The sequence below is a fragment of the Ulvibacter antarcticus genome (assembly GCF_003688405.1).
Classification (GTDB): Bacteria; Bacteroidota; Bacteroidia; order Flavobacteriales; family Flavobacteriaceae; genus Ulvibacter; species Ulvibacter antarcticus.
In genome coordinates, this window is record NZ_REFC01000011.1 from 805,122 (window position 1) to 830,223 (window position 25,102).

The 25,102-nt window shown below is 34.9% G+C and carries 19 protein-coding genes and 1 tRNA gene; 15 read left to right on the forward strand and 5 right to left on the reverse strand.

Annotated features, from left to right (window positions below; genetic code table 11):
- The first annotated feature begins 4 nt into the window (after nt 1-4).
- The 10 genes from dnaE (at nt 5) to BXY75_RS03920 (ending at nt 14,917) form a co-directional block, all read left to right on the forward strand.
- Nucleotides 5-4,357, forward strand: coding sequence for a DNA polymerase III subunit alpha (gene dnaE, locus BXY75_RS03875; protein WP_121906373.1), 4,353 nt, complete (start codon nt 5-7; stop codon nt 4,355-4,357).
- A gap of 392 nt (nt 4,358-4,749) precedes the next feature.
- Nucleotides 4,750-6,003, forward strand: a complete 1,254-nt coding sequence (locus tag BXY75_RS03880; protein ID WP_121906374.1) for a DNA cytosine methyltransferase — start codon at nt 4,750-4,752, stop codon at nt 6,001-6,003.
- On the forward strand, nt 6,000-6,704 hold the full coding sequence (locus BXY75_RS03885) for a hypothetical protein (RefSeq protein ID WP_121906375.1): 705 nt from the start codon (nt 6,000-6,002) through the stop codon (nt 6,702-6,704). The genes BXY75_RS03880 and BXY75_RS03885 overlap by 4 nt, the downstream gene beginning before the upstream one ends.
- 6 nt (nt 6,705-6,710) lie before the next feature.
- On the forward strand, nt 6,711-8,348 hold the full coding sequence (locus tag BXY75_RS03890; RefSeq protein WP_121906376.1) for an McrB family protein: 1,638 nt from the start codon (nt 6,711-6,713) through the stop codon (nt 8,346-8,348).
- 2 nt (nt 8,349-8,350) lie between these two features.
- The gene (locus tag BXY75_RS03895) at nt 8,351-9,823 is read left to right on the forward strand and encodes an McrC family protein (protein WP_121906377.1); all 1,473 of its coding nucleotides are present in this window, start codon (nt 8,351-8,353) and stop codon (nt 9,821-9,823) included.
- A gap of 67 nt (nt 9,824-9,890) precedes the next feature.
- The gene (locus tag BXY75_RS03900; RefSeq protein ID WP_121906378.1) at nt 9,891-12,503 is read left to right on the forward strand and encodes a Z1 domain-containing protein; all 2,613 of its coding nucleotides are present in this window, start codon (nt 9,891-9,893) and stop codon (nt 12,501-12,503) included.
- The gene (locus tag BXY75_RS03905; RefSeq protein ID WP_121906379.1) at nt 12,504-13,439 is read left to right on the forward strand and encodes a PD-(D/E)XK motif protein; all 936 of its coding nucleotides are present in this window, start codon (nt 12,504-12,506) and stop codon (nt 13,437-13,439) included.
- Nucleotides 13,436-13,930, forward strand: a complete 495-nt coding sequence (locus BXY75_RS03910; protein WP_121906380.1) for a DNA binding protein — start codon at nt 13,436-13,438, stop codon at nt 13,928-13,930. Before BXY75_RS03905 ends, BXY75_RS03910 begins: the two co-directional genes overlap by 4 nt.
- Nucleotides 13,931-13,970: 40 nt before the next feature.
- Complete coding sequence (locus BXY75_RS03915) at nt 13,971-14,231, forward strand: hypothetical protein (protein ID WP_121906381.1); 261 nt, start codon at nt 13,971-13,973, stop codon at nt 14,229-14,231.
- Between the two features lie 89 nt (nt 14,232-14,320).
- The gene (locus BXY75_RS03920) at nt 14,321-14,917 is read left to right on the forward strand and encodes a Crp/Fnr family transcriptional regulator (RefSeq protein ID WP_121906382.1); all 597 of its coding nucleotides are present in this window, start codon (nt 14,321-14,323) and stop codon (nt 14,915-14,917) included.
- A gap of 222 nt (nt 14,918-15,139) precedes the next feature.
- Here BXY75_RS03920 and BXY75_RS03925 read toward each other — a convergent pair whose 3' ends face one another.
- Together BXY75_RS03925 and BXY75_RS03930 are read right to left on the reverse strand one after the other, a co-directional pair.
- A complete protein-coding gene (locus BXY75_RS03925; RefSeq protein WP_121906383.1) occupies nt 15,140-15,715 on the reverse strand; it encodes a TMEM175 family protein in 576 nt (191 codons plus the stop codon).
- Nucleotides 15,716-15,942: 227 nt separating this feature from the next.
- Nucleotides 15,943-16,821 (reverse strand): pirin family protein, encoded by an 879-nt coding sequence (locus tag BXY75_RS03930; RefSeq protein ID WP_121906384.1) that lies wholly within the window; start codon nt 16,819-16,821, stop codon nt 15,943-15,945.
- 441 nt (nt 16,822-17,262) lie between these two features.
- Here BXY75_RS03930 and trxA point away from each other — a divergent pair, with 441 nt between their 5' ends.
- From trxA to BXY75_RS03960, 5 genes are all read left to right on the forward strand, one after another.
- Complete coding sequence (gene trxA, locus BXY75_RS03940) at nt 17,263-17,580, forward strand: thioredoxin (protein ID WP_121906386.1); 318 nt, start codon at nt 17,263-17,265, stop codon at nt 17,578-17,580.
- 198 nt (nt 17,581-17,778) lie between these two features.
- Nucleotides 17,779-18,321 carry a ClpP family protease gene (locus BXY75_RS03945; RefSeq protein WP_121906387.1) on the forward strand — a complete coding sequence of 181 codons (543 nt, stop codon included), beginning with the start codon at nt 17,779-17,781 and terminating at the stop codon, nt 18,319-18,321.
- 151 nt (nt 18,322-18,472) lie between these two features.
- On the forward strand, nt 18,473-19,402 hold the full coding sequence (locus BXY75_RS03950) for a DUF58 domain-containing protein (RefSeq protein ID WP_121906388.1): 930 nt from the start codon (nt 18,473-18,475) through the stop codon (nt 19,400-19,402).
- A gap of 240 nt (nt 19,403-19,642) precedes the next feature.
- Nucleotides 19,643-19,716 (forward strand) — tRNA-Asp (locus BXY75_RS03955).
- Nucleotides 19,717-20,603: 887 nt separating this feature from the next.
- Nucleotides 20,604-21,569, forward strand: coding sequence for a T9SS type A sorting domain-containing protein (locus tag BXY75_RS03960; RefSeq protein ID WP_121906389.1), 966 nt, complete (start codon nt 20,604-20,606; stop codon nt 21,567-21,569).
- Nucleotides 21,570-21,689: 120 nt separating this feature from the next.
- On the opposite strand, the gene BXY75_RS03965 is transcribed toward BXY75_RS03960, so the two are convergent.
- From BXY75_RS03965 to BXY75_RS03975, 3 genes are all read right to left on the reverse strand, one after another.
- Nucleotides 21,690-22,073, reverse strand: coding sequence for a response regulator (locus BXY75_RS03965; RefSeq protein ID WP_121906390.1), 384 nt, complete (start codon nt 22,071-22,073; stop codon nt 21,690-21,692).
- Nucleotides 22,074-22,079: 6 nt separating this feature from the next.
- A complete protein-coding gene (locus BXY75_RS03970; RefSeq protein ID WP_147437221.1) occupies nt 22,080-24,428 on the reverse strand; it encodes a sensor histidine kinase in 2,349 nt (782 codons plus the stop codon).
- A 188-nt stretch (nt 24,429-24,616) separates the two neighbouring features.
- Nucleotides 24,617-24,985 carry a DUF1573 domain-containing protein gene (locus BXY75_RS03975; protein ID WP_121906392.1) on the reverse strand — a complete coding sequence of 123 codons (369 nt, stop codon included), beginning with the start codon at nt 24,983-24,985 and terminating at the stop codon, nt 24,617-24,619.
- Nucleotides 24,986-25,102 lie beyond the last annotated feature (117 nt).

Sequence of the window (25,102 nt, forward strand, 5' to 3'; positions counted from 1 at the left end):
TCAGATGTACTTAATTTTTGATACCGAAACCACCGGTCTCCCACGGAACTGGAACGCTCCCTTAACCGACAGTGATAATTGGCCTCGCTGTATTCAGATTGCGTGGCAATTACACGATGCGATGGGAAATGTGATCGAGAATCAGGATTATCTGGTAAAGCCCGACGGATTCAACATTCCCTTCGATGCCGAGAAGATTCACGGTATTTCAACCGAGTTGGCCGAACAGCAGGGAATTTCCTTAGCGGAGATGATGGAGAAGTTTAACGAGGCGCTTTCCAAAACGAAATTTGTCGTCGGGCAGAACGTAGGCTTCGATCTTAACATCATGGGTGCCGAGTATCATCGCCTCGGGATGGAGAACCCACTTCCCGAACTACCGCTTTTGGATACTTGTACCGAAACTACTGCTCAGCTTTGTCAATTGCCCGGCGGACGAGGAGGAAAATTCAAGCTTCCTACCCTGACCGAGCTCCATGAATTTTTGTTTAAAATACCTTTTTCTGAAGCCCATAATGCAACAGCCGATGTAGAAGCAACGACCCGTTGTTTTTTCGAGCTTATTAGAAGACAGATATTTACTATTGAAGAATTGGACGTACAGCCGGATTATTTCGAAAATTTTTCCGAAGCCAATCCAAAACCAATCGAACTTATTGGTTTAAAACATATCAATCTCAAGAAAGCTTCAGAAAAGATCCGAAAGGAAATTGAAGCCTCGGTCGAAACCATCGAAATCTCTTCCGAAGAGATAAAAGAAAACATTGCAACTCTTGAAGAGACTCCTTTTTCACATCTTCACAATCATTCTCAATTTTCTATTCTTCAGTCAACCATAAGCACTCAGGATCTCGTGAATGCAGCTGTTGCCAACGATATGCCTGCTGTAGCCTTGACAGATAGCGGAAACATGATGGGGGCCTTTCACTTCGTGCGAGCTGTAAATACCTACAACGCGGGGCTTTCCGAAGAAGAACAACACAAAAGCTTAAAGGGAATTGTAGGTTGCGAATACTTTGTTTGTGAGGATCATCTTAATAAATCTCAAAAAGACAATGGCTATCAGATTGTCTTGCTTGCAAAAACTAAAAAAGGCTATCACAACCTCGCTAAAATGGCTTCGATCGCTTATACCGAAGGGTTTTATTATGTGCCGCGAATCGATAGAGAGGTCATAAAAAAATATAAGGAAGACATTATTGTACTTTCTGGTGGAATGTATGGTGAAGTGTCCAGTAAAATTTTAAATATTGGCGAGAATCAGGCCGAGGAAGCACTGCTTTGGTGGAAGGAAGAGTTTAAAGATGATTTTTATCTGGAAATTTTACGTCATGATCAGGAAGATGAGGATAGAGTGAACTCGGTATTGATCGATTTCGCCAACAAGCATCAGGTGAAGTTGGTCGCTTGTAATAACACCTATTATGTCGATAAGGAGAATGCCAATGCGCATGATATTTTGTTATGTGTAAAAGATGGCGAAAAGCAGGCAACGCCTATAGGTCGGGGTCGTGGCTACCGTTATGGTTTGCCAAATCAGGAGTATTATTTTAAGTCTCAGGAGGAGATGAAGGAGATTTTTAAAGACCTTCCGGAAGCCATAAGCAATATTTCTGAAGTGATAGAAAAGATAGAGTCTTATACCCTTGCTCGAGATGTATTGTTACCAAAATTCGACATTCCTGAAGAGTTTTTAGATTCTGAAGATGTAGCCGATGGAGGAAAAAGAGGGGAAAATGACTATCTGAAGCATCTTACCTTTTTGGGCGCCAAAAAACGATATGGAGACCTCACTCCGGAAATAGAAGAACGCATAAAATTTGAATTAAGTGTTATTGAGAAAACCGGTTATCCCGGGTATTTCCTGATTACGGAAGATTTTATTAGAGAAGCGCGCAACATGGATGTTTCGGTAGGTCCCGGACGTGGATCGGCAGCCGGTTCTGTGGTTGCCTATTGTTTGTGGATTACGAATATCGACCCAATTAAGTACGATCTGCTTTTTGAGCGTTTCTTAAATCCGGATCGTGTGAGTATGCCCGATATCGATATCGATTTTGATGATGAAGGTCGATCTAAGGTGATGGATTATGTGATCCAAAAATACGGCTCGAATCAGGTGGCACAAATAATCACTTATGGTACCATGGCAGCCAAATCTGCTATTCGTGATACTGCCAGAGTACTGGATCTACCATTGGGAGATGCCGATCGGATTTCGAAGCTGATTCCGAATATGACGAAGTTGAATAAGATCTTCGGAATGAGCGATCAAGAGCTTCGGAAGAAATTTAGAAGTGATGAACTACCCAAGGTAAATGAGCTCTTAAATCTTTCCGAAGGAAGCGATCTGGAAGCTGAAACTATTAATCAGGCGAAAATATTAGAAGGTTCGGTTCGTAATACTGGGATTCACGCCTGTGGGGTAATTATCACGCCAAGTGATATCACCGATTTCGTACCGGTTGCAACCGCCAAGGATAGTGATTTATACGTCACCCAATTCGATAACTCTGTTGTGGAGAGTGCCGGATTGCTGAAAATGGATTTCCTGGGATTGAAAACGCTGACTTTAATTAAAGACACGGTTAAACTTGTAAAGCACAAACACGATATTGATCTGGATCCGGATGAATTTCCGTTGGACGATGAAAAAACATACGAATTGTTCCAAAGAGGAGAGACGGTAGGGATCTTTCAGTACGAATCTGCCGGGATGCAGAAGTATATGAAAGAGCTGAAACCAACGGTTTTTGCTGATTTAATTGCAATGAACGCCTTGTATCGTCCCGGTCCGTTGGAATATATCCCGAGTTTCATCCGAAGAAAAAACGGAGAGGAAAAGATAGAATATGATCTTCCGGCGATGGAAGGTTACCTTAAGGAGACATATGGAATTACAGTGTATCAGGAGCAAGTAATGCTCTTGTCACAGAGTCTGGCAGGATTTACCAAAGGTGAAGCCGATGTACTTCGGAAAGCCATGGGTAAGAAACAAAAGGCGGTTCTCGATAAGATGAAGCCTCAGTTTATTGAACAAGCAGTCGAAAAAGGGCATGATGCCGAAAAATTAGAAAAAATCTGGAAGGATTGGGAAGCGTTTGCGAGTTATGCCTTTAATAAATCCCACTCTACCTGTTACGCCTGGATTGCTTATCAGACTGCCTATTTAAAGGCGCATTACCCGGCCGAATATATGGCGGCAGTGCTTTCAAATAATATGAGTGATATTAAGCAGGTGACTTTCTTTATGGATGAATGCAAACGGATGGGCATGGACGTTCTTGGTCCGGATGTGAACGAATCCTTTTATAAGTTTACGGTAAACGATCAGGGCAAAGTGCGCTTCGGAATGGGTGCCATTAAAGGAGTAGGTGGAAACGCCGTGGCTACTATTGTAGAACATCGAAAAGATGGAAAATACAAATCTATTTTTGATCTTTCAAAAAGAATTGACCTGCGTTCTGCTAACAAAAAAGCATTTGAAAACTTAGCATTAGCCGGCGGTTTCGACAGTTTCGATACTCATCGCGGACAGTATTTACACGACGACGGTGATGGAGTGATGTTTTTAGAGAAAGTGCTGAAATATGCCAATAAGTATCAGGAGACACAAAATTCATCACAGGTAAGTTTGTTTGGCGATGCTAGTGAAGTACAGATTCCCGAACCGGAAGTGCCACCATGTGAAGAATGGGGCACGATGAAAAAGCTGAAACTCGAAAAGGAAGTGGTAGGCGTTTACATTTCCGGTCATCCGTTGGATGATTTTAAAACCGAAATGAAGAGTTTTACCAACGCCAAAGTTTCAGATTTTAACGAGCTGGAGAAATATGTGAATCGCGAATTGTGTTTCGGAGGAATTGTAAGTGATGTCCAGCACCGGGAATCAAAGGCCGGGAAAGGCTGGGCGATTTTCACGGTGGAAGATTACGACGATAGTTATGAGTTTAAAATTTTCGGGGAGGAGTATTTAAAGTTGCGTCACTTTTTGGTACCTAACTCCTTTATACACGCCAGAGTTTTTGTGAAAGAAGGTTGGACCAACCGCGATACCGGTAAAAAAGGAGAGCCTAGATTACAATACAACAGCATGCAGTTATTGCACGATGTGATGGATACTCAGGCACGCAAACTCACCATCCAAATGCCTTTGGAAGAGTTAAAAGATGAAAAGATCGATATGCTAAAGGATTTGTTCACCACTCATAAAGGTGATAAACACTTACATTTTGTGATCTACCAATTGGAAGACAAATTGAAACTCAATATGCCAAGCAGGAAGCAGAAAGTGATGATCTCGAATGAACTGTTGGAAATATTGGATAAGGAAGAGATTAGTTATAGGTTGAATTAAAAAACGTTATTAACGTATAATACTGAGAATTTGGGCGTTCCCCGCTCGGAGCGGGTCGGGCTTTTCGCACTCGCTTTTTTGTTCCTATCGTCGCAATAAGAGCTCAAACAATTGCTTCAATCCCTAACGTAAAAGGGGAGGTTTTGGGTTTAGATTAGTTGTCGAAACTAAGCAATGTTTCGGTCGTAATAAAAGAGGATAAAATTTATTTAAACTTAATTTTTATGTTTATTCAAAATGGTTAAAAGCTAAACTGAAATTTTTAAGTTAAAACATTAATAATTAGGATATTAAATTATGTATTGGAGGCGGTTGGATAGAGGATTATTAAGGCAATAATTTAATACTTTTGTTAGTATTTTTACAATCTTATAAAAATAGAAAATTTAGGAATGAGTAATAAGAAGTTTACTTTTATTGATTTATTTGCTGGCTGTGGTGGTTTGAGTGAAGGATTCTTATCCTCAAATAAGTTTAAAGGATTAGCGCATGTAGAATGGGAACTACCCATGGTAAATACATTAAGAAAAAGACTTGAAACAAAATGGAAACACACTGAAGATGAAGCATTAAAACACGTTATCCATTTTGATATTCAAAAGACCAATGAACTTTTAAACGGCTCATGGAATATAGACACAAAGAGTCTCTATCAAAAAACGAATCATAATAGTGTAATCAATAAAGGTTTAAAAGGAATTATTGGTAATAAGAAAGTTGATTTTATTATTGGTGGCCCACCTTGTCAAGCATATTCAATTGCAGGAAGAGCTCAAGACAAAAACTCAATGAAAGATGATTATAGAAATTATTTATTTGAAAGTTTTGTTGAAGTTGTAAAAGAATTTCAGCCTAAAGCTTTTGTTTTTGAAAATGTTCCTGGAATGCTCAGCGCTGAACCTGGTGGTATTAAGGTAACAGAAAGAGTATATAAAGCTTTTAATGAAATTGGATATGAAATTACAACTCCAAAAAATTTAAAAAATAGAGTTTACGTTGCTGATGATTTTCAAGTTCCTCAAAAAAGGAGAAGATTAATAATAGTAGGAATAAAAAAAGATAGAAATTATGAGCTTAATGAATTGTATAAAAAAATTGATGTACAAAAATCAGAAAATAAAAAAAACGTAAAAGATGCACTTTTTAATTTGCCTACAATTAGCCCATTAAAAAAAGTAACTAAAGTTAAAGGTAAAAATGTTTCGCACAAACTAAATGAAAATGATGTTGAAATTATGCAACATGAACCTAGACACAGTAATGAGAGAGATGTAAGGGTTTTTAAAGAATGGGTTGAGAATGAAATGAATAAAAAAACTTTAAATGAGAAAATAGAGTTTTATAATAGATTATTAAATAAAGAATCAAAACACGCTAAGTATCGTAATTTAGAATGGGATAAGCCATCTCCAACTGTTGTAGCTCATCTTTATAAAGATGGTTTAATGTTTATTCATCCAGATTCTGAACAAGCTAGATCAATAACTATAAGAGAAGCAGGATTACTTCAATCATTTCCAATGGATTTTGAGTTTGTTGGAAGTAAAGGTTATTGTTACAAAATGATAGGAAATGCTGTTCCTCCTCTTATGGCAAAATCGATAGCAATAGGTATTAATGATTATTTTAAGAATATTAGTTTATGAAAATATTAGTTGCTTGTGAAGAAAGTCAAGCTATTACAAAAGAATTAAGAGCTTTGGGTCATGATGCCTATAGTTGCGATTTATTACCTTGTAGTGGTGGGCATCCTGAATGGCATTTCAACTATGACGTTTTTCAAGTAATAGAAGAAAATGGAGGTACTCTTCAAAATGGAAGCTTAGTAAATGATGGTTTAGATTGGGAATTAATGATTGCACACCCACCATGTACATTCTTAGCAGTTAGTGGTGCAAGATGGTATTATCACCCAGATGATAGCGGTATGCCAACATCTGAGAGAAGACCTCATCCAAGATTTCCTGACAGAGCTGAGCATAGAGAGGAAGCTGTAGAATTTTTCATTAGATTATGTGAAGCACCAATAGAGAAAATTGCTGTTGAGAATCCGGTAGGAATAATTAGTACAAGGTATCGAAAACCAAATCAAACTGTCCATCCTTGGATGTTTGGAGACGAAGCTTCTAAGTCTACTTGTCTCTGGCTAAAAAACTTACCATTATTAGAAGCTACGGATATTGTAGGTAAAGGTGAACGAGTAGTTTTAAGTAGTGGTAAAAGTTTACCTAAATGGTATTCGGATGCTTTAACTAATGCAAAATCTTCTGCAGAAAGAAGAACCTTAAGAAGTAAAACATTTAAAGGAATGGCAGAAGCCATGGCTTTACAATGGACTGTGCAATAAGAACATATGATATATTTAAAAAGAATTCAGAAACAGGATAAAGAAAAAAGCTTTTTTATTTTTAAAGAAGCTTTTGATAAGTTTTTTACTGAAAGTCCAAAAAATGGGACTAAAGAAGAAATTAATCTAATCTATAATAATACAGAGTCTAAAGCTCAGCTCCAAAATAATGGAGGAAGTGACTTTAGAATTATTTATTTTAAGAATAAAGCTACAGGTAAATCTAATAGGCCAAGTTATGAAGAAGGAGATCTTGTGGTATTCAATAAAAGAAATAATGTCTATAACTTAAATATAATTACACCTAGTAACAAAAAATACATAGAGCTAAATTCCCTTTTAGGCACAAATAACAATATAATGATTGAAGCAAAAAAATATTCCTTAAATCAAATATTATTTGGCCCTCCTGGAACAGGAAAAACGTATTCAACTATTCAAAAATCATTAGAAATTTTAAATCAGCACTCACTTGATTCTGATATTACTAATCGTATAATTGAAAACAGAGAAAAATTCAAAAGCCTTTTAAACAAAAGAATATTTTTTGTTACCATGCATCCTTCGTATAGTTACGAAGACTTTGTCCAAGGCTTGAAACCTAAGACTAACAAATCAGGATCATTATTCTTTGAACCTAAAGATGGTGTATTCAAAAATGTTGTAAAAAAGTCAAAAGAACTTTATGAAAACGAAGGAGAAGTAAGCGAGGTTGATATTGACAATAAAGATGTTTTAAAAATATGTTTCTTTTTATCAAAATTTAATACTAAGACCGATAAAAAAGCCAACTTATTTTTTGGAGACAAAAGCCCTGGAAAAGTATTTTCAAAAATTGCAGATAAATTTAATTTGAATACAAACTCTGTAAAAAACCACAGAGATAAATTTGATTTCCTTATGTCTGAAGATCGTAAAGGTTGGAAACCTAATAATGGCAGTAGCGATACTTTAGATAATTCTGATTTATGGCCTTATGATGATATTTATAAAGAATTAAAAGATAAAACATATGGGGAAGTTGAATCTTTAGTTGGTAAGATATATAAAAAGTCTTTAATCGTTAAAGATAAAATAGAAGATAATATCAATTTTGTAATAATACTAGACGAAATAAACAGAGCAAACATTTCAAAAGTCTTTGGAGAATTAATCACCCTTCTTGAAGAAGACAAAAGAATTGATGGAGAAAATGAGTTAACAGCAACTCTTCCGTCGGGAGAAGTTTTTGGTGTTCCTCCAAACTTATATGTTATTGGCACAATGAATACTGCAGACAAATCTATCGCTCTAGTTGATATTGCATTAAGACGAAGGTTTCAATTTGAAGCAATGTATCCTAAACCGGAAATTATTAAAGAATTTGGGAAAGGGGATGCTGCTGTTAAAACAGAAAAAGCTGGTTTTATGACAGTATTAAATACTCGTTTAAGGAAAGACAAAGGTGTCGATTTTCAAATTGGGCATGCTTATTTTATGAAAGACAATTCTTTAGCAGAAGTTATTAATCAAAATATCATACCATTATTGACAGAATATTATAGAAATGATCTTGACAAGGTTAAAAAAATAATGAAAGATCTAGGTAAACCTACAGATAATGATACTTGGGATACATTTGGTTTACTAGAATACAAATTATAATAATGTCTAAAACCATAAATCTTTTTGAATTTGTAAAATACTCTTGGAAGAAATCAGAAGAGTTAAAAGATTTACCTAAAAAAAAGAAGTTCTCAGATGAGCTAGAAAAAGTTCTTGATCATATATGGTTAGAGAGAAATAAATTTATACCTTCAGAAAATCTGTATTACCTTTCTAAATCTAAGAAACAACGTTTTATCGATTTTAGAAAAAATGAAATTGTACCAAGAAATTGGATTGGCACTATTCATTTCAGAGGAAAAGAAGATGAATATATCATTAACCTGCTACCCAAAATATTTCATAATGAGAATAAGAACCTAAATGAAATAGAAATAAACGGGATTTTTACTCATATTTTATGGTGGCTTACTGGAAGCGAAAAACAAAATTATTCTACTGTTGAAAATAGTTTAGAAGCTCTCGAATCTAATTTATTAGAGGTTATGGTTTATCTATTTTCTGAATATACTCTTGATGTTTTTTCAAGTAATTCTTACAACTACTATGAAACGGTTGAAGAAGATCTTCAAACAGTAAAAGGCTATACCGATTTTAATCAGTATGTCAATAATTATGCAAGAGGAAATCACCATATTATTCCTTGTGTGTATGATTCTTTTCAATATAATAATAAATTCAATCAGATAGTAAAATATGTTGCTCGTTTACTCAAAGATTTCACAAAGAATAAAATAACAAAAAGAAATCTTGAAGAGTTACTGTTTATTTTGGATGAAGTAGAATATAAAACCGTTACTATTGAAGATTGCGATCAGGTTATATTAAATCCCATTTATACTGAGTTTAAAACAATATTAGATAATTGCAAATTATTTCTTTCGTCTCTTTCTGTATATAAGTGGAAAGATGACTATAGTGTTTTTGCTTTATTGATTCCTTCTGAAAAACTATTTGAAAACTTCATCTTTAGTATACTTAAAAATAACCAAGGCGATCAGATAAAAAGAGTCAGTAGAAGTAGACCTGGTAGATCATATCTTGCAAAGCAATTACCGGACAAAAATAGATTTAAAATGCTCAGTGACATTGTATTAAAACTTGCTACTAATGACTATCTAATTTTTGACACAAAATACAAGAAAATCTACAACTCAAATATAGATGACGATGAATTAGACCCTATATATAATATATCTCAATCAGATATTTATCAAATGGTTTCCTATGCAATAGCTAGTGGTGTATCAAACATTGGTTTAATCTATCCTAGTCTTCCAAGTGAAGATAAAAATAAAGAACTTCCAATTTATGAAATAAGTGATGCGCTTTCTGATGGGAAATTGATAAGAATTTTCCCTTTTAAGGTAGATATTATTCATAGCAAAGGTTTGGAGTTTGAGGTAATCGGAAAGCTAGAAGATGTTTTTCTAGAGGCTAAAAATAAATTAATTGGCCAACTTCATACTGTTGTTGAAACAATTTATAATTTTAAAATTGAAACCACTAAATAACTCTTTACCAATATTTTACTTTTAAAGGTTCAACACAAATAAATTAGCATTATTACAAATAAACAATATGGATCGAGAAAATATAATTAAAATATTTAAAGTAAAAGTAAGGCCTGAACTTGATTTATATGGTGCTGATTTAACTGAAAATATTATTGAAAGTTTTATAAAAGACTTACCTGTCCAAATATCAATAGCAGGACAAATTTTTGAGTTGAACTCTTTAATAAAAGAAGAACTTATCAATCATACGAAAAAACAGTTTGGTTTTACAAGTGGCACACATGTTTATATAAAAGGCGCAGGAATATATAATGATAGTGAAGAAATTGAATTAGATAAAGAAAATTGGCACTATTACCTAAGGCATAAAAACTACTTAAAAGATAATGTCTTTAAAGATAATATTGATGTAGTTGAATCTTTAGATTATGAAACAGATCAAATCATAAAAAAATTTCCAAAACCTGACGAACATAATATTTTTGATAAAAAAGGGCTTGTTATTGGACATGTGCAATCTGGTAAAACAGCAAATTTCACACATTTAATATCTAAAGCTGCTTCGATAGGTTATCGATTTGTTATAGTATTAGCAGGAATGACAGACACATTAAGAATGCAAACCCAATTTAGATTAGATAAAGAATTAGTTGGGAGAAACAGTGCTGCAATTCCTAATTTAGAAACTATTCAATGGTTAAGAGGTGAAGAGAAATTTCATCCATTAACACAATTACCTGATAAAAGAGTAAAAAATGATAATGGTGACTTTTCTGCACCTATTTCAAATTTTTCAGATCATTTCGATACCACATCTGATGTAACAATAGCGGTTATAAAAAAACTAGCAAGAAATGGCACTAATCAGTTTCAATCAATATTAGGTAATTTAATCAATTGGATTGTAAGAGCATATGATGCTAACACTATCCAATCTGTACCTGTCCTTATAATTGATGACGAGGCCGATCAAGCAAGTATAGATAGTTCAGATGAAGATTCTGACCCAACAGTTATTAACCATGCTATTAGAAAACTAACAAGCCTTTTCCCTAAATCAGTTTATGTGGGTTACACTGCCACTCCTTTTGCGAACGTTTTTATAAATCCAGCAAATGATTATTTAGGCTTACCAGATCTTTATCCAAAAGATTTTATTTATACATTACCTGAGCCCGAAGAGTACTTTGGAAGTAGTCGCTTTTTTGGAATTAAAAATAAAGAAAATGAACTTGCGCTAATAGAACTTCTTGAAGCTAATGAGAAAGAAATTATAAATGATGAAGATCAAGAAATTACATGTAATTTAAGTAATGCTATTGATTCTTTTATTTTCTCCTCAATTATTAGAAAATATAGAGGCAATGATAAATTTTGTGGAATGATGATTCATACAGATCATAGAAACATTTATCATAATACTGTTTATTCTAAGGTTAGAGAATATATATCTAGTCTAGAGTGTGATTTAAATACTTTTGATAAATTCTCTGCTTTTAAAGTAAAAACACAAAGTATTGGTCGATTACAAGGTATAGTAAGCGATGTTCCTAATTATGAATATGTTGATTTTAAAAATAATTATGATACTATCCTAAATTATTTAAAACAAAAGAATGGTGACAAAACCACTAATATCAAAGTTATAAATAGCAGGGAAGATAAACTTGATTACCTCAATGAAGAATTAAAATATTTGATTTGCATTGGTGGAAACATTATGTCAAGAGGTGTAACGATAGAAGGTTTAACTATTACATATTATTTACGCGACACCTTAAACTATGACACTCTTCTTCAAATGGGAAGATGGTTTGGATTTCGTAAAGGTTATGAAGACCTATTACGTATTTACACAACAGAAAGAATTGCTAGACATTTTGAATATGTAATGGCAGTAGAGGATGACTTACGAAATGAAGTGAGAAGGTATATTGAAGAAGGCTTAACTCCAATTGATTTTGCCCCAAAGGTTAGAGCTCACATGAGAATGCAACCTACTGCTAAAATGGGTAATTCATCTTTAACTAAATCTTATTCACAGCAAACAATACAGACCATATATTTTAATAGAGATTTAAGTGTTTTAAATCATAATTATCAACTTGGCAAAAAGCTGGTTGAAAAATATCAAGATTCAATTGATAATACAGATAATTTCGATTACAAGTATATTGCAAAGAATTCAGAAATTGAAGACTTATTAAATTTCATAAAAACATATAAGTACGCTTCTTATAATTCCTTTGAATTAAACGATATTACAAAATATATCGAACAGCGCATTAAAAGTGGAGAAATTAAAAATTTTGACATTCTCATTTCTGGAATTAAGCAATTAAAAGAAGAAACTGAACCAACTCAATTAGGAGATTTAACTATCAATCCAGTAAAACGTAACTTACGTAAAAGTAAAGGAAAAGAACATATACAAGAAAACATTGTTAACATAGGTGTTATTTCGGATACTGCTGATATTAAAATAGCCAATGACAATGATAAATTAACTTTAATATTATATTTCTTAGACAAAAGACATTCCGATGCTTTTAATGAATCTGACGAGAATTATATGTCTGAAAAATTAAATTTTAATCCTATAGGCTTTACAGTTGCTTTTCCTAAAACAACCATTGCTAATGGTGAAATTGATTATTATCAACAAATATTTGAATAAATGATAGAAAACTATATTTCCAAATTAAGTTATACATCTTTAAAAGAAGATAAAATAGAAGCTTTAGAAATACCAATAGAGGGTTTAAAAACTTATATATATTATGATTACTCAAAGCAACTTCATTTTATTATAAAATCACAAGAAACTATTATTGAAAACAGAAAAGGTATAAAAGTAAAACACTCTACTTTAGATTTAATTGATTTTGGTAAAGATTCATTTATTGATATAATATGCACTCATGAAGATTTTAAAAAAGAATTTATTCAAATAGCTGAACAAATAATTAACCATTTCAAACAAAACAATGATATAGTAAAAGCTATAAAGTTTACAATCAATAAGTGGTATTATTTCTTTGAAAAAGATAGTAATGTTGACTTAAATGAATCTGATGTTAAAGGATTAATTGGAGAGCTGCTTTTAATTAAAAATTTATCTACTAAGAAAAGTTACAAAGAAATAATTAAAGCATGGAATGGTCCTGAAAGTGGGCTGAGAGATTTTAATTTTAATACTTTTGATATTGAAGTTAAAACTAGTTCAAAAGAGATAGGGCATGTTCATACTATAAACGGACAAATTCAATTAAAAACCGAAGACATTATACTATATGTTTATTCTGTAAGTCTAAAGAAAAGTGATTCTGAGAATTCTATTACATTAAAAAAATTAATAGACTCTATTTGTTTAGAAATTGGTGATGATGCTTTTTTACTCAATGATTTCTTTGAAAAACTTGAAAAAGTGAATGTTTTAGTGCCTAAAACAGAAAATTACAATCATTTCGCGTATGAGTTGAAAAACATTTTAACCATTAAAATTAACAAAGAAAATTTAGATCAATTTTTGATAGAGAATGAAAATACAAGAATATCAAATTTGAAATATGACTATGATTTTAATGGCTTAATAAACAGTGAAATACTATGAAATCAATAGTTAGTGATGTATACATTAAAAGACTAACTACTCAAGAATTAGGTTACAGAAGAGGAAGACTTATGACTGGTGGTTATTTTTATATATCTAAATCAGCTGTTGGTACATTCTTTAAAGAGTTGGACAAATATGTTTTAAATGATTTTTTAAAATTAGATTTCAACGACCCTTTAGAACCTAATAATATAATACAAGCCTCATATGTTTATCACAATGATAAATACGCGAGAGAAAATGGTACTAGAAATGAATATCGAATATATCACAATAGAGATATAGCAAAACACGAATTGCATTTTCAACCATTTGAAATAGTTGTTTTTATTAAAGAAAATGACGATAATTATAAAATAGAACATTTTACGCCTAGGAATAAGGAATATCAAATTTTACAAAAAGCAATAGAAGAAAGTAAAATCAGAGGAAATCATGCATTACTAACTAAAAGAAAATATTATGATTTAATATCAGCCTATAACTAATATCATAAATTAAATGTAGTTGGGTTTTTAAAAAAATATAATGTATAATTTTAGATTGGGTTCGCGTAACGATAAAATTTTACTTGTCGAAAATTTGGACAAACAAGATCCTGACTTTAACTCCGCTTTTACTGTTAAAACATATTATAGTGAAAAGTCCGTTACTGAAGAAGGTTGGAGTCATCAATTGATATTGCTGAAACCTAGTTCCACTGATAAAAGCTATAATGATATTATCATTTCGGAAGAGAATGCCTCAGATATGATAATTGTGGGTGAGTTTGTTGAAGTGCTCCATTAGAAGTTTAATCCTGCTTGATCAGAAATAGAAATGGACAAATTGATAGTGGGTAATATATTTAAAAATCAAAATTCTAAGTTAAAGAATCAATGCCCAACCAAAACCTCACATCCTACCTCACCCAAAAAGCTGGCCTCACTCAAGCTGAGGTCGACGAATTACAACCTTTGCTAAAATCTGGAAGTTTCAAAAAGGGTGAGAAGTTACTCAATGAAGGCGATATTTGTAAGGACTCTATTTTCGTGGAAAGTGGCTTGTTACGCACGTTTACCTTAGATGAATCCGGGAAGGAACATATCATTCAATTTGCACCGGAGAATTGGTTTACCGGAGATCGTGGGAGTATTTATTTTAATGATCCGGCCTATTTTAGTATTGAAGCGATTGAATATACGCATGCGGTTTTTGTGAATGATGCTTTTATCGATAAAGCTTCAGAAATAAGTGAGAATTTTAGGCAGCATAATAAACGGCTTTTACACAATCATATTCGGCATTTACAGAAACGAATTGATCTGCTTTTGGGTGCTACCGCAGAGACCCGTTATCTACACTTTACAAAACAATATCCCGATCTCTTGCTTCGGGTTCCCCAATGGATGATCGCGTCTTATTTAGGTATTACGCCTGAAAGCTTAAGCCGTGTTCGAAAAGAACTAGCCGATAAGAATTTTAAGAGAAGTTAGAAAGTTTCAGAGTTTCAAAGTCTCAAAGTCTCAAATATTCAAAGCATCGAGATTTAGGATTGAGTTTTTTCGTCTAGATTTTTCCTACCCGTACTGAAAAAGTTTTTTCGGGTGGGTGGGTTCGTTTTTTCATCAACCGCGCTCTGCCATAGCGGCTACGCGATGGCGCAGTGGAAAAAATGAACGAAACATGAATATTACATTGAGTCAAAAGTAAAAAACTTACTTCATCATCGCTTTTTCCAGTTTCCTATCCGGGATTACCCACATGATGGCTACGATTACAAATCCGGCAATGGAAATCCAAACGTTTACAAAGGCCAGCGGGATGGCAACAAGGTAAATTACAGTTGACAGGTTCTCTTTTACACCCATCTTTACAATAGTCTTCAACGGATGGTTATCGTCGTGAAATCGTAATAATGAAATCTCCAAAATGCGATAAGCAACCGAAGACATTAAGAGTACAACACCATAAAGTGCAATGGGGACGGCTGTTAATTGATGTTCGTTGATCCATGAGGTTGCAAAGGGAATCAAGGACAACCAGAAAAGTAGGTGTAGATTCGCCCATAAAATACCGCCGTTTACTTTTTCAGTCACCTGCATTAAATGGTGGTGATTATTCCAGTAAATTCCGACATAGATGAAGCTAAGTACATAGCTTATAAGTATCGGAAGTATATGCAAAATACCTTCTAAGGAAGGTTCTTCAGGGGCTTTCAGCTCTAATACCATAATGGTTATCACAATGGCGAGTACACCATCACTAAATGCTTCTAATCGTCCTGTTTTCATGGTTTAGGTTGTTAGTTGTGTTTATCTAAATTACGAAATTTTGATATATTTTAGAAGTTTCAGAAGTTTCAGAGAACCAAAGTATCAAAGTTTCTCAAATCTCAAATCTCAAATTGAGCATTGAACATTCAATTGTTTATATATGATATGATTTTGTTGGTTATAAAGACTAAAGACTAAAGAATCTCACATCTCCAGTCTCAAATCTTATGTCTCACATCTTAAGTCTAATCCTCCAAATACCCAAATTTCCCCATATTATAGTCGTTGATCGCTTCTTTGAGTTCATCTCTGGAATTCATCACGAAGGGCCCTTGTGCTGCAATGGGTTCGTTGATGGGTTCTCCTGAAAGAATGAGTACAACGGCATCTTCGGAAGCTTCTAATTTGAAATCCTCACCTTTATTTTCGAATAAAGCCAAATGATCTGTCGGGACTTCTTCCGAAGCATTTACGGTGATACTACCTTCGATTACTAATAAACAAGTGCTGTAATTGGCAGGAAACGAAAAATCGGCTACTGCTCCTTTTTCCAGGCGGGCGTTGAGCATATGCATGGGTGTAAATGTAGATGCAGATCCTTTTACGTCTTTGTAGTTTCCGGCGACCACTTCTATTTTTCCGTTTTTCTTCGGAAGGGTGTACACGTTGATATCATCTTTTGATAAAGCCTGATACTTAGGTGTTGACATCTTGTCTTTTGCAGGCAAATTCACCCATAGCTGCACCATTTGAAAGTCACCTCCTTCTTTACTGAAAGATTCTTCATGGTATTCTTTGTGTAATACTCCTGATGCGGCTGTCATCCATTGTACGCCTCCTTCACCAATGATACCGCCGCCACCACTACTATCGTGATGTGCCACTTTCCCTTTGTAGGCAATGGTTACGGTTTCAAATCCGCGATGCGGGTGTACTCCTACCCCTTTAGGTTTTTCTGAAGGCGGAAAATAGAATTTCGAATTGTAATCTAAAAGGATAAAGGGAGTCATTCGCTCCATGTCCAATCTGAATCCGCTAGGGATAAAATTATGCACTCTAAATCCGTCGCCTACAAAATGAGGTGGTCTTGGGGCTGCAACTAATTCTATGTTTTTAGTATTCATGACTTTATTTTTTAATAATATCAAAAATACAACGGACGATAAAAGTATGCATTGATGTATGGTAAGAAAGTTTGCTAGAAGAAAGAAGTAAGAATAAAGAAGCTGGGAGCAGGAAGAATGAAGCGGGAAGATAGTCTTTAGTGAGAACTTACTGTTCTTTTTAGGTTTAGTAAGCTCCATATTTTTAATTTTGCTCCCAGCTCCCAGCTCCCAGCTCCCAGCTCCCAGCTCCCAGCTCCCAGCTCCCAGCTCCCAGCTCCCAGCTCCAGGCAGGGATTGCAGTGGAAATCCCGCTCATGTAGTAGAGCAGAGCTCACTACACGGGCAGGCATAATGATAATTATAGTATTTAGTAATAAGTGTATTGTCTAAACTAATGTTAACCATATACTTTTTGGTATATTTATTGCCTATTTTTGTTTAGTAATTAAAATTGAAATTATGGCTTTAGAAATAACAGACGCAACGTTTGAAGAAACAGTATTAAAAAGTGACAAGCCCGTAGTGGTTGATTTTTGGGCAGCTTGGTGTGGCCCATGTAGAATGGTTGGACCGATCATTGACCAAATTAGTGAAGAATACGAGGGTAAGGCCGTTGTTGGAAAAGTAGATGTTGATGCGAATCAGGAATTTGCTGCCAAGTATGGTGTTAGAAATATCCCAACTGTATTGGTTTTTGACAAAGGTGAATTAGTAGGGCGTCAGGTTGGCGTTGCTCCAAAGAATGTATACGCAGAGGCGATTGATAAGCTTTTGTAGTTATTAAAGAGTTCTCTAACAAAAGTACTTAAGAGGATTCAGTAATTTTATATAGGAAAAGGTTCTCGTTTGGGAGCCTTTTCTTATTTTAGTGCCTTAACTAATCAAATGCTTGTCTGAAAGTCTTGACGGCATTGAAATCAGGTTTAGATCATATTAATAAATACCCGACTTTGATCGGGCTGACAATAAAATAGCATGGAAAAGAAAATGAAAGCTCAGGATTTAATAGATAATCAGCAATTGGAAGACAGAACCATATTTTTATGGGGAATGGTAGACGATAAAAGTGCGCGTCATGTAGTTGACAGGTTATTGTATTTGGATTCATTAAACAATAAAGAGATAAAATTTTATATTAATAGTCCGGGAGGCTATGTAACCAGCGGATTTTCTATGTACGATACGATTAGGTCGATAAAAAGTCCTGTGTCTACTATCTGTACAGGTTTAGCAGCTTCAATGGGAAGTATTTTGTTGTCTGCTGGTAAGAAAGGGCGTAGATTTATTCAGCCACATGCGCGAGTGATGATTCACCAACCCAGTGGTGGTGCACGTGGACAAGCAAGTGATATAGAAATTACAGCTCAGGAGATTATTAAAACCAAAGAGTTAAGTGCAAAGATTCTTGCAGATAATTGCGGACAGAAATTCGACAAGGTGATGAAGGATTTTAATCGCGATCACTGGATGGGAGCCGATGAGTCTGTGAAGTATGGTATTGTTGATGGGGTCATCTAGATATTAGACGTTAGATGTAAGATTTGAGACAAAGCTTCTCGATACATCCTCCAGAGGCGGACACTCGAAGTGAAAATATGGATATAGAGCACGAAATAAATGACTTCTCGATACTATCCCGATAGCTATCGGGATCACTCGAAGTGACAATATGAACATAGAAAACGAAATAAATCAGATAACCGGGTTTAAGAATCTGGAGTTACTCGCTACCCAAGTGGTGGAAGGGTTTATTTCGGGTTTGCATAAGAGTCCGTTTCATGGTTTTTCGGCCGAGTTTGCGGAGCATAAGATTTACAACAATGGTGAAAGCACGAAGCACATTGATTGGAAGCTTTATGCGAAGACCGATAAGCTTTATACAAAGAGGTACGAGGAAGAAACCAATCTACGTTGCCATATTATCATCGACAATAGTAGTTCGATGCATTATCCTAAACTGAAAGAATTCAGTATCGACTCACTTAATAAGATTGGATTCTCAGTTCTTGCAGCAGCTGCAATTATGAACTTGCTAAAGAGACAGCGGGATGCGGTTGGGATGAGTATTTATAGTGATAGCTATGAGTTTTATTCTTCGGAAAAAGGCAGTGAGCGACATCATCAGATGTTACTGGGGCAGATGAACGAGGCGCTAGAAAATCCGAAAGTTCAGGTTGAAACCAAAACCTACGAATACCTGCATTTGATTGCAGAAAAACTGAAGCGTCGATCTTTAGTATTCTTGTTTACAGATATGTTTCAGAGTGACACTGAAGCTGAGAAGTTGTTTGAAGCCTTGCAACATTTAAAGTATAACAAACATGAAGTGGTCCTCTTTCATACCTACGATAAGGAAAAGGAAATGAAATTTGAATTTTCGAATCGTCCGAAACGCTTTGTCGATGTTGAAACCGGGGAACACGTTAATTTATACGCCGACAACATTAAGGAAGACTATGAAAAGGCGGTTAAAAAATACTTCACAGATCTAGCGATGAAATGTGGGCTATACCGAATTAAATACGTTCCAACAGATATTAACGAACATTTCAATAAGATACTCACTACGTATTTGGTGGAGCGACAGAAGTTTGGCTGATGCATGAGAATGTTGCGTTTGCGTTTTTGTGGTTAAAAAAAGAAGCTAAAAAGTTGAAACTTAAATTTGATCGATTTCTTAGTAAGTGTTGAAAGCGTGTAGTTTAAAACAGCTTTGAAAAGAATTAAACCAAGTTATTGAAATTTTTAAAAAAATTGTTTGCGGATATGGATTGTAGTCTTATATTTGCACTCGCTTGTAGCAATATAAGCATGCTAAAAAGCCGAAAGGTGTAGCAACGGTCTGGTAGTTCAGTTGGTTAGAATACCTGCCTGTCACGCAGGGGGTCGCGAGTTCGAGTCTCGTCCAGACCGCTAATTAAAATGTTGTGTTGAAGTATTAATTAAGTTTAATACTTTGTGGTTTAAGAAATTAGACCGATGAGAAGCTTTTCCAAATGGAGAGGCTTTTTTTGTTTACAGGAACAGCGAGTTCCCCCGACGCTTCGGGGTCGTCCAGACCGCAATTAAAATGTTGTGTTGAAGTATTAATTAAGTTTAATACTTTGTGGTTTAAGAAGTTAGACCGATGAGAAGCTTATCCAAGAGCCTGTATCGAGCTGAGTCGAGATAGATGGGCTTTTTTTGTTTTAAGGGGGCGCTAGTTCCCCCCGACGCTTCGGGGTCGTCCAGACCTCTTTTATTCTCCGAAGCCTTGGCGAAGGAGAAAATTAAAATGTTGTGTTGTTCTCCTACGCAAAAGCTACAGAGAATGTGGTTTAGTCCCGATAGATATTGGGAAGAACCGATGAGAAGCTTATCCAAGAGCCTGTATCGAGCTGAGTCGAGATAGATGGGCTTTTTTTGTTTTAAGGGGGCGCTAGTTCCCCCGACACTTCGGGGTCGTCCAGACCTCAATTCCGCAACTAGTGCGGAATGACAAATCTAGAATTTGTCAATTAAAATGTTTTGTTGAAGTATTAATTAAGTTTAATACTTTGTGGTTTAAGAAATTAGACCGATGAGAAGCTTATCCAAGAGCTTATCCAAGAGCCTGTATCGAGCTGAGTCGAGATAGATGGGCTTTTTTTGTTTCTACTTAATTCATTATTCATTTCTCATAAGTCAAGTTTGACAAGGTTTTTTCTTGGAAAAGCTGTGCTTGTAATCTCAAATCTTCAATTATTAGTGCAATTCCAATTAAGAGAAAACCCAAAATTGGATTTGTTTCCTTATCTTTAATAGATTGTAAATCAAATAGTATGAAATCTTTTTACTTATTTGCCTTAGCAGCTTTTACTTTATCATTGGGGGTTAACGCACAATTCATCGAAGATGGTTTTGAAACCTATACATTAGGTGATATGAGCCTTCAAAATCCTGCTGTTTGGTCTACATGGTCTGGTATGCCAGATAATGGAACTAATATTTTGGTGGTTGACGATATAGTAAGTAGTGGAGTTCAATCTGGATATATTGGACCTCGATTAAGTCAAGCAGATGTTCAAGACGTTTTGTTATTGTTAGGAAACGTAAGTTCGGGTGACTATACAGTGACTTTTGACATGTTCGTTTCTGGTGGAAGTACGGCTTATTTAGGCATACAAGGTGAGACTGAAGATGCTGGAATGGGTTATCAAGGTGCTTATAATGCCGGTAGTGCTACTGGTATTAGTGGAATATTTATAGCTGGCAACTTATTTTTCAATGAGGATGGTTTAGAGCCTGGTGTATTTAGAGATGAGTTAGCAGATGAAACGGGTATTTATCCTGAAGATGCATGGTTCCCAATATCTTTCTATATAGATTTAGATGCATTAACCTATGAAATAACTATTGATGGAACATTAGTTCATGCTGTTCCTGTACCTTTTAATGATGGAGATAGTTTGGGAGCGATAAACTTCTTCTCTCCCGATGCTAACACCAACTTCTGGATAGATCATGTAGATTATTATGAAGGTAGTTTAGCAGGTATCGATGATTTCTCTCCTACAAATTTTAGTGTATATCCTAACCCAGTACAAGATGTATTGAACATCCGTACTGTTACATCGATAGATGCGATTGCTATATATGATATATTAGGAAAATTAGTTCTTACAACTACTCCTGACACTATTTCTTCAACAATGGACGTGAGTTCTTTTAACGCTGGAGTTTACTTGGTGAAAGTAACTATTGGAGGTGCCTCAAAAGTGGTGAAAGTTATCAAATACGAAAACTAGATTAAACATTTGTATATGTAAATAACAATCCTTTACATGAGCCTGTATCGAGCTGAGTCGAGATAGAGAGGTTTTATTCTATTGAATTATTCAGAAAACGAATCTTTATTTTACCAAATTTCAGGAAATACGAGAACGATTAAGTCCGGAATTTATTAATTCAATTAGCTCATCCATTTCAAATGGTTTTGATATAAAATAATCGGCTCCCGCTCCACTGGATTCTAGTTCGCCTGAAGGGTGTGCAGACATCATCACTATAGGAATATGTCTTGTTTTAGGTGTCATTTTTATTAGTCTACACGCATCACAGCCATTAGATCCGGATAATAACATATCCATTAAAATAAGATTAGGCTTGATTAATTGAAGATGCTCAATTATGTCGACTGTATTGTCTCGGGAAGAGACTTTCCAGCCATTTATGTCTAGCATCAATTCGAGTAGTGATAGTATATTCTCAGAATCCTCTACAATTAATATATGCGCTTTTTGTTTTTCCATGATTTTTTAGTTAGGTTTCTGAATAGGAATGGTAAAATGAAATATCGAGCCTTTACCTTTTTCGCTCTTAACACTGATGACACCATCATGTCTTTTAATAATATCTGCTGAAATATAGAGCCCAATACCAAAACCGGGGAATGTTTCTTCGTTTTTACCTTCTTCTCTGAAAAATCGATTGAAAATATTTTCTTGATTCTCTTTATTTATTCCAATTCCGAAGTCCTCGATAAAAACCGATGCTGTTTTATCATTAAAAATACTTTTTACTTCAATTTTTTTAGATTGAGGAGAATATTTTACGGCATTGTTGAGAAGGTTTACTGCTACTTGTCTAATTCGCTCTTTATCAGCATAAACATTTATGCTTTGTATATTTTTATATTCAATTCGATGACTAGGATTAACAAATTCACTTTCTCTAATTACTTCAGTGAGTAACTCATTTAAATTAAACGTCTCTTTAGTAAAATCGAGGCCTCCTGTTTTCATTTTGGAAAGGTCAAGAAGATCGGATATTAGTTTAGTGAGAACTCTAATCTGCTTATCCACTATGTCCAAAGAACTGATTAGTAATTTGTCGCCACTATCACCATATTTCCTTTTAAGCACTTGCGTATATCCTTTTATAGAAGTTACAGGTGTTTTCAATTCATGGCTCGCCATTCCAATGAATAAATCCTTTTGATGTTCTTGGGTTTTCATATCATGTATATCCATGCACGCGTGAATATAACCTTCAAATTTCCCATCTTCTGTAAAGCGAGGAACACCAATATTCGAAATCCAACGAAATGCTCCGTCATGCGCACGTATCCTATATTCTGCTCGGTATTCCTTGTGGGACTCAAACACTTTATCATACTGTGATCTGGTAATTTGCATATCATCGGGATGAATCTCCATTAGGGTATCGAGTCCTAAATACCTTTTTAAAGGGTGACCAGTAAAGTCCAACCACATTTTGTTGACGAATGTGATTTTTGCCTCGGAATCGGTCATTTTGATTAAGACGGGAGAACTATCCGCAACTTTTCTGAATCGCTTTTCACTTTCTTCTAACTTGCTGATTCCTTCGTGAATTCGCAACTCTGATTTTTTTTGCTCAGTAATATTGGGACTTGTCGTTGCCAGCGCAATTAGTTGGTTTGTTTTTTCGTCGCGGATGGCTAAACCATTCCATTTAATCCAGAACGGTTCTCCGGATTGTTCGTTTAGCAAACGGAACTCATCCGATACTTGATCTTGTTCAAATAATTTAGCAGTAAGACTTAATGCTTTGGAGAGATCTTCAGGATAAATGCAATCTTCAATCTTACGATCCTTAATGTTTTTCCATCCTAGCATCTTCATTCCAGCCGGATTAATGTATTTTACCCGAGAATCCAAACCTGCTAAACCTATAAACTCATTACTCTTGTCCACTATGGTACTAAGCATCTGGTTCTCTTTTGTAGCATTAAACTGTTCGGTAATATCCTGTACTATTCCATTGAAACGTGAGAGTGATTTATCGGCGTTGAACCAAACCTTTCCTATCGCTCGAACAATTCTTTCCTTCTTTACTTTTACAGGATTGAGCTGATAGGTAATATCGAACATTCCTCCTTTTTCATAGTCCATGGCATTTTTAACAGCCTCCTTAACCCTGTTCTGATCTTTATCAGCTATAACGTCTAAAGCTTCCAAGGGAGTGATTTCTGTTTTTTTTAGATTATACCAATTTCTTAGTCTCTCATTTCCCCTAAATGTTTTTAACTCAGGATGATAGTCCCAGGTAGCCAGATTTGCCGATTCAATAGCGAAATGAAGCTGATTTTTGCTGTCCTCCAATGCATTTAACGTCATCACTTTCTGTGTAGTTTCCATGCAAGTAACCCAAACTCCGGCTACGCTGCCGGATTCATCAAAGACTGGGCTGTAACTAAACGTCCAATATACATTTTCAACAGATCCGTTTCTATAGATTGGAATAAGTTGATCTTCACTCCAAGTAGCTTCTCCTCCTCCAAGAACCTGATCGATTAACGGTTTGATGATATCCCAGATTTCTACCCAGTAATCTTCACCTCGAGACCCCAAAATGTTGGGGTGTTTTCCTTCTTTTCCAAGACTTGGACGGTAGGCATCATTATAAAAACAGACATGGTCTGGTCCCCAAAAAAGAAATTTTGGAAATTTTGAATGTAAGAGAATACTTAATGATGTCTTAAGACTTTGAGGCCAGTATTTAGTCTCACCAATTAATGTTTCACTCCAGTTTTTAGAACGCATCAATTCGCCCATTTCTCCTCCACCTGAAAGAAAGGAGATATCATTTATTGCAGAAAAATTTTTCTTAACGGTTTTACCCATTGCTACCGATTGGTTATGTTTAATAAAGATAGCAATTAAATAAACAACCGTCACTTAAAGAATAGTAAGGGTAAAACAGAATCGGATTTTAAAAACCTTCAAGCTTGCTTGAGTTCAAGATCGACATTGCGTTAGACTTCTTGAGAAAAAGCCTTCTTTAATGATAAACAGCAAATTGAAATTTTAATCTACTTCACAACCCCCGAAATTTTTAACAAAACAGGTTTCTTGTCACCACTGCTTTGCAGATAGATTTTTTCATTGAAGGCACCACTTTTATAAGAGTTGAATACCAATTTTAGTTCAGATTTATCTCCAGGCTTTACAGCTTCTCCGGGAGCTGAAACTTTCATGCATACGCAGCTTGGCTGAATCATGCCTATAACCAATGGCTCGGTGCCATCATTGATAAATGGAAGTGTAAACTCTTTTTCAACTCCGGCTTCGATAGTTCCCAGGTCTATTTTGTTACTATCAAAAGTGATTTTTGAATTATTTTGGGCGAATGCGTTAGTTGCTAATGCTGCAATGAAAAAAATAGATAAAAGATATTTCATAATTAGATAATGTTTGGATACCCAGTAATTGAGTATGGTGAATTGAATTTAAAGATAATATATAATTTGTTCTCTTTATATTGAATGTCAATATTTTAGATAATACATAAAGTGTAT

Excerpts from the sequence above, each read along its gene's own strand:
- dnaE (WP_121906373.1), top strand. The coding sequence starts at position 5 with ATGTACTTAATTTTTGATACCGAAACCACCGGTCTCCCACGGAACTGG.
- BXY75_RS03880 (WP_121906374.1), top strand. The coding sequence starts at position 4,750 with ATGAGTAATAAGAAGTTTACTTTTATTGATTTATTTGCTGGCTGTGGT.
- BXY75_RS03885 (WP_121906375.1), top strand. The coding sequence starts at position 6,000 with ATGAAAATATTAGTTGCTTGTGAAGAAAGTCAAGCTATTACAAAAGAA.
- BXY75_RS03890 (WP_121906376.1), top strand. The coding sequence starts at position 6,711 with ATGATATATTTAAAAAGAATTCAGAAACAGGATAAAGAAAAAAGCTTT.
- BXY75_RS03895 (WP_121906377.1), top strand. The coding sequence starts at position 8,351 with ATGTCTAAAACCATAAATCTTTTTGAATTTGTAAAATACTCTTGGAAG.
- BXY75_RS03900 (WP_121906378.1), top strand. The coding sequence starts at position 9,891 with ATGGATCGAGAAAATATAATTAAAATATTTAAAGTAAAAGTAAGGCCT.
- BXY75_RS03905 (WP_121906379.1), top strand. The coding sequence starts at position 12,504 with ATGATAGAAAACTATATTTCCAAATTAAGTTATACATCTTTAAAAGAA.
- BXY75_RS03910 (WP_121906380.1), top strand. The coding sequence starts at position 13,436 with ATGAAATCAATAGTTAGTGATGTATACATTAAAAGACTAACTACTCAA.
- BXY75_RS03915 (WP_121906381.1), top strand. The coding sequence starts at position 13,971 with ATGTATAATTTTAGATTGGGTTCGCGTAACGATAAAATTTTACTTGTC.
- BXY75_RS03920 (WP_121906382.1), top strand. The coding sequence starts at position 14,321 with ATGCCCAACCAAAACCTCACATCCTACCTCACCCAAAAAGCTGGCCTC.
- BXY75_RS03925 (WP_121906383.1), bottom strand. The coding sequence starts at position 15,715 with ATGAAAACAGGACGATTAGAAGCATTTAGTGATGGTGTACTCGCCATT.
- BXY75_RS03930 (WP_121906384.1), bottom strand. The coding sequence starts at position 16,821 with ATGAATACTAAAAACATAGAATTAGTTGCAGCCCCAAGACCACCTCAT.
- trxA (WP_121906386.1), top strand. The coding sequence starts at position 17,263 with ATGGCTTTAGAAATAACAGACGCAACGTTTGAAGAAACAGTATTAAAA.
- BXY75_RS03945 (WP_121906387.1), top strand. The coding sequence starts at position 17,779 with ATGGAAAAGAAAATGAAAGCTCAGGATTTAATAGATAATCAGCAATTG.
- BXY75_RS03950 (WP_121906388.1), top strand. The coding sequence starts at position 18,473 with ATGAACATAGAAAACGAAATAAATCAGATAACCGGGTTTAAGAATCTG.
- BXY75_RS03960 (WP_121906389.1), top strand. The coding sequence starts at position 20,604 with ATGAAATCTTTTTACTTATTTGCCTTAGCAGCTTTTACTTTATCATTG.
- BXY75_RS03965 (WP_121906390.1), bottom strand. The coding sequence starts at position 22,073 with ATGGAAAAACAAAAAGCGCATATATTAATTGTAGAGGATTCTGAGAAT.
- BXY75_RS03970 (WP_147437221.1), bottom strand. The coding sequence starts at position 24,428 with ATGGGTAAAACCGTTAAGAAAAATTTTTCTGCAATAAATGATATCTCC.
- BXY75_RS03975 (WP_121906392.1), bottom strand. The coding sequence starts at position 24,985 with ATGAAATATCTTTTATCTATTTTTTTCATTGCAGCATTAGCAACTAAC.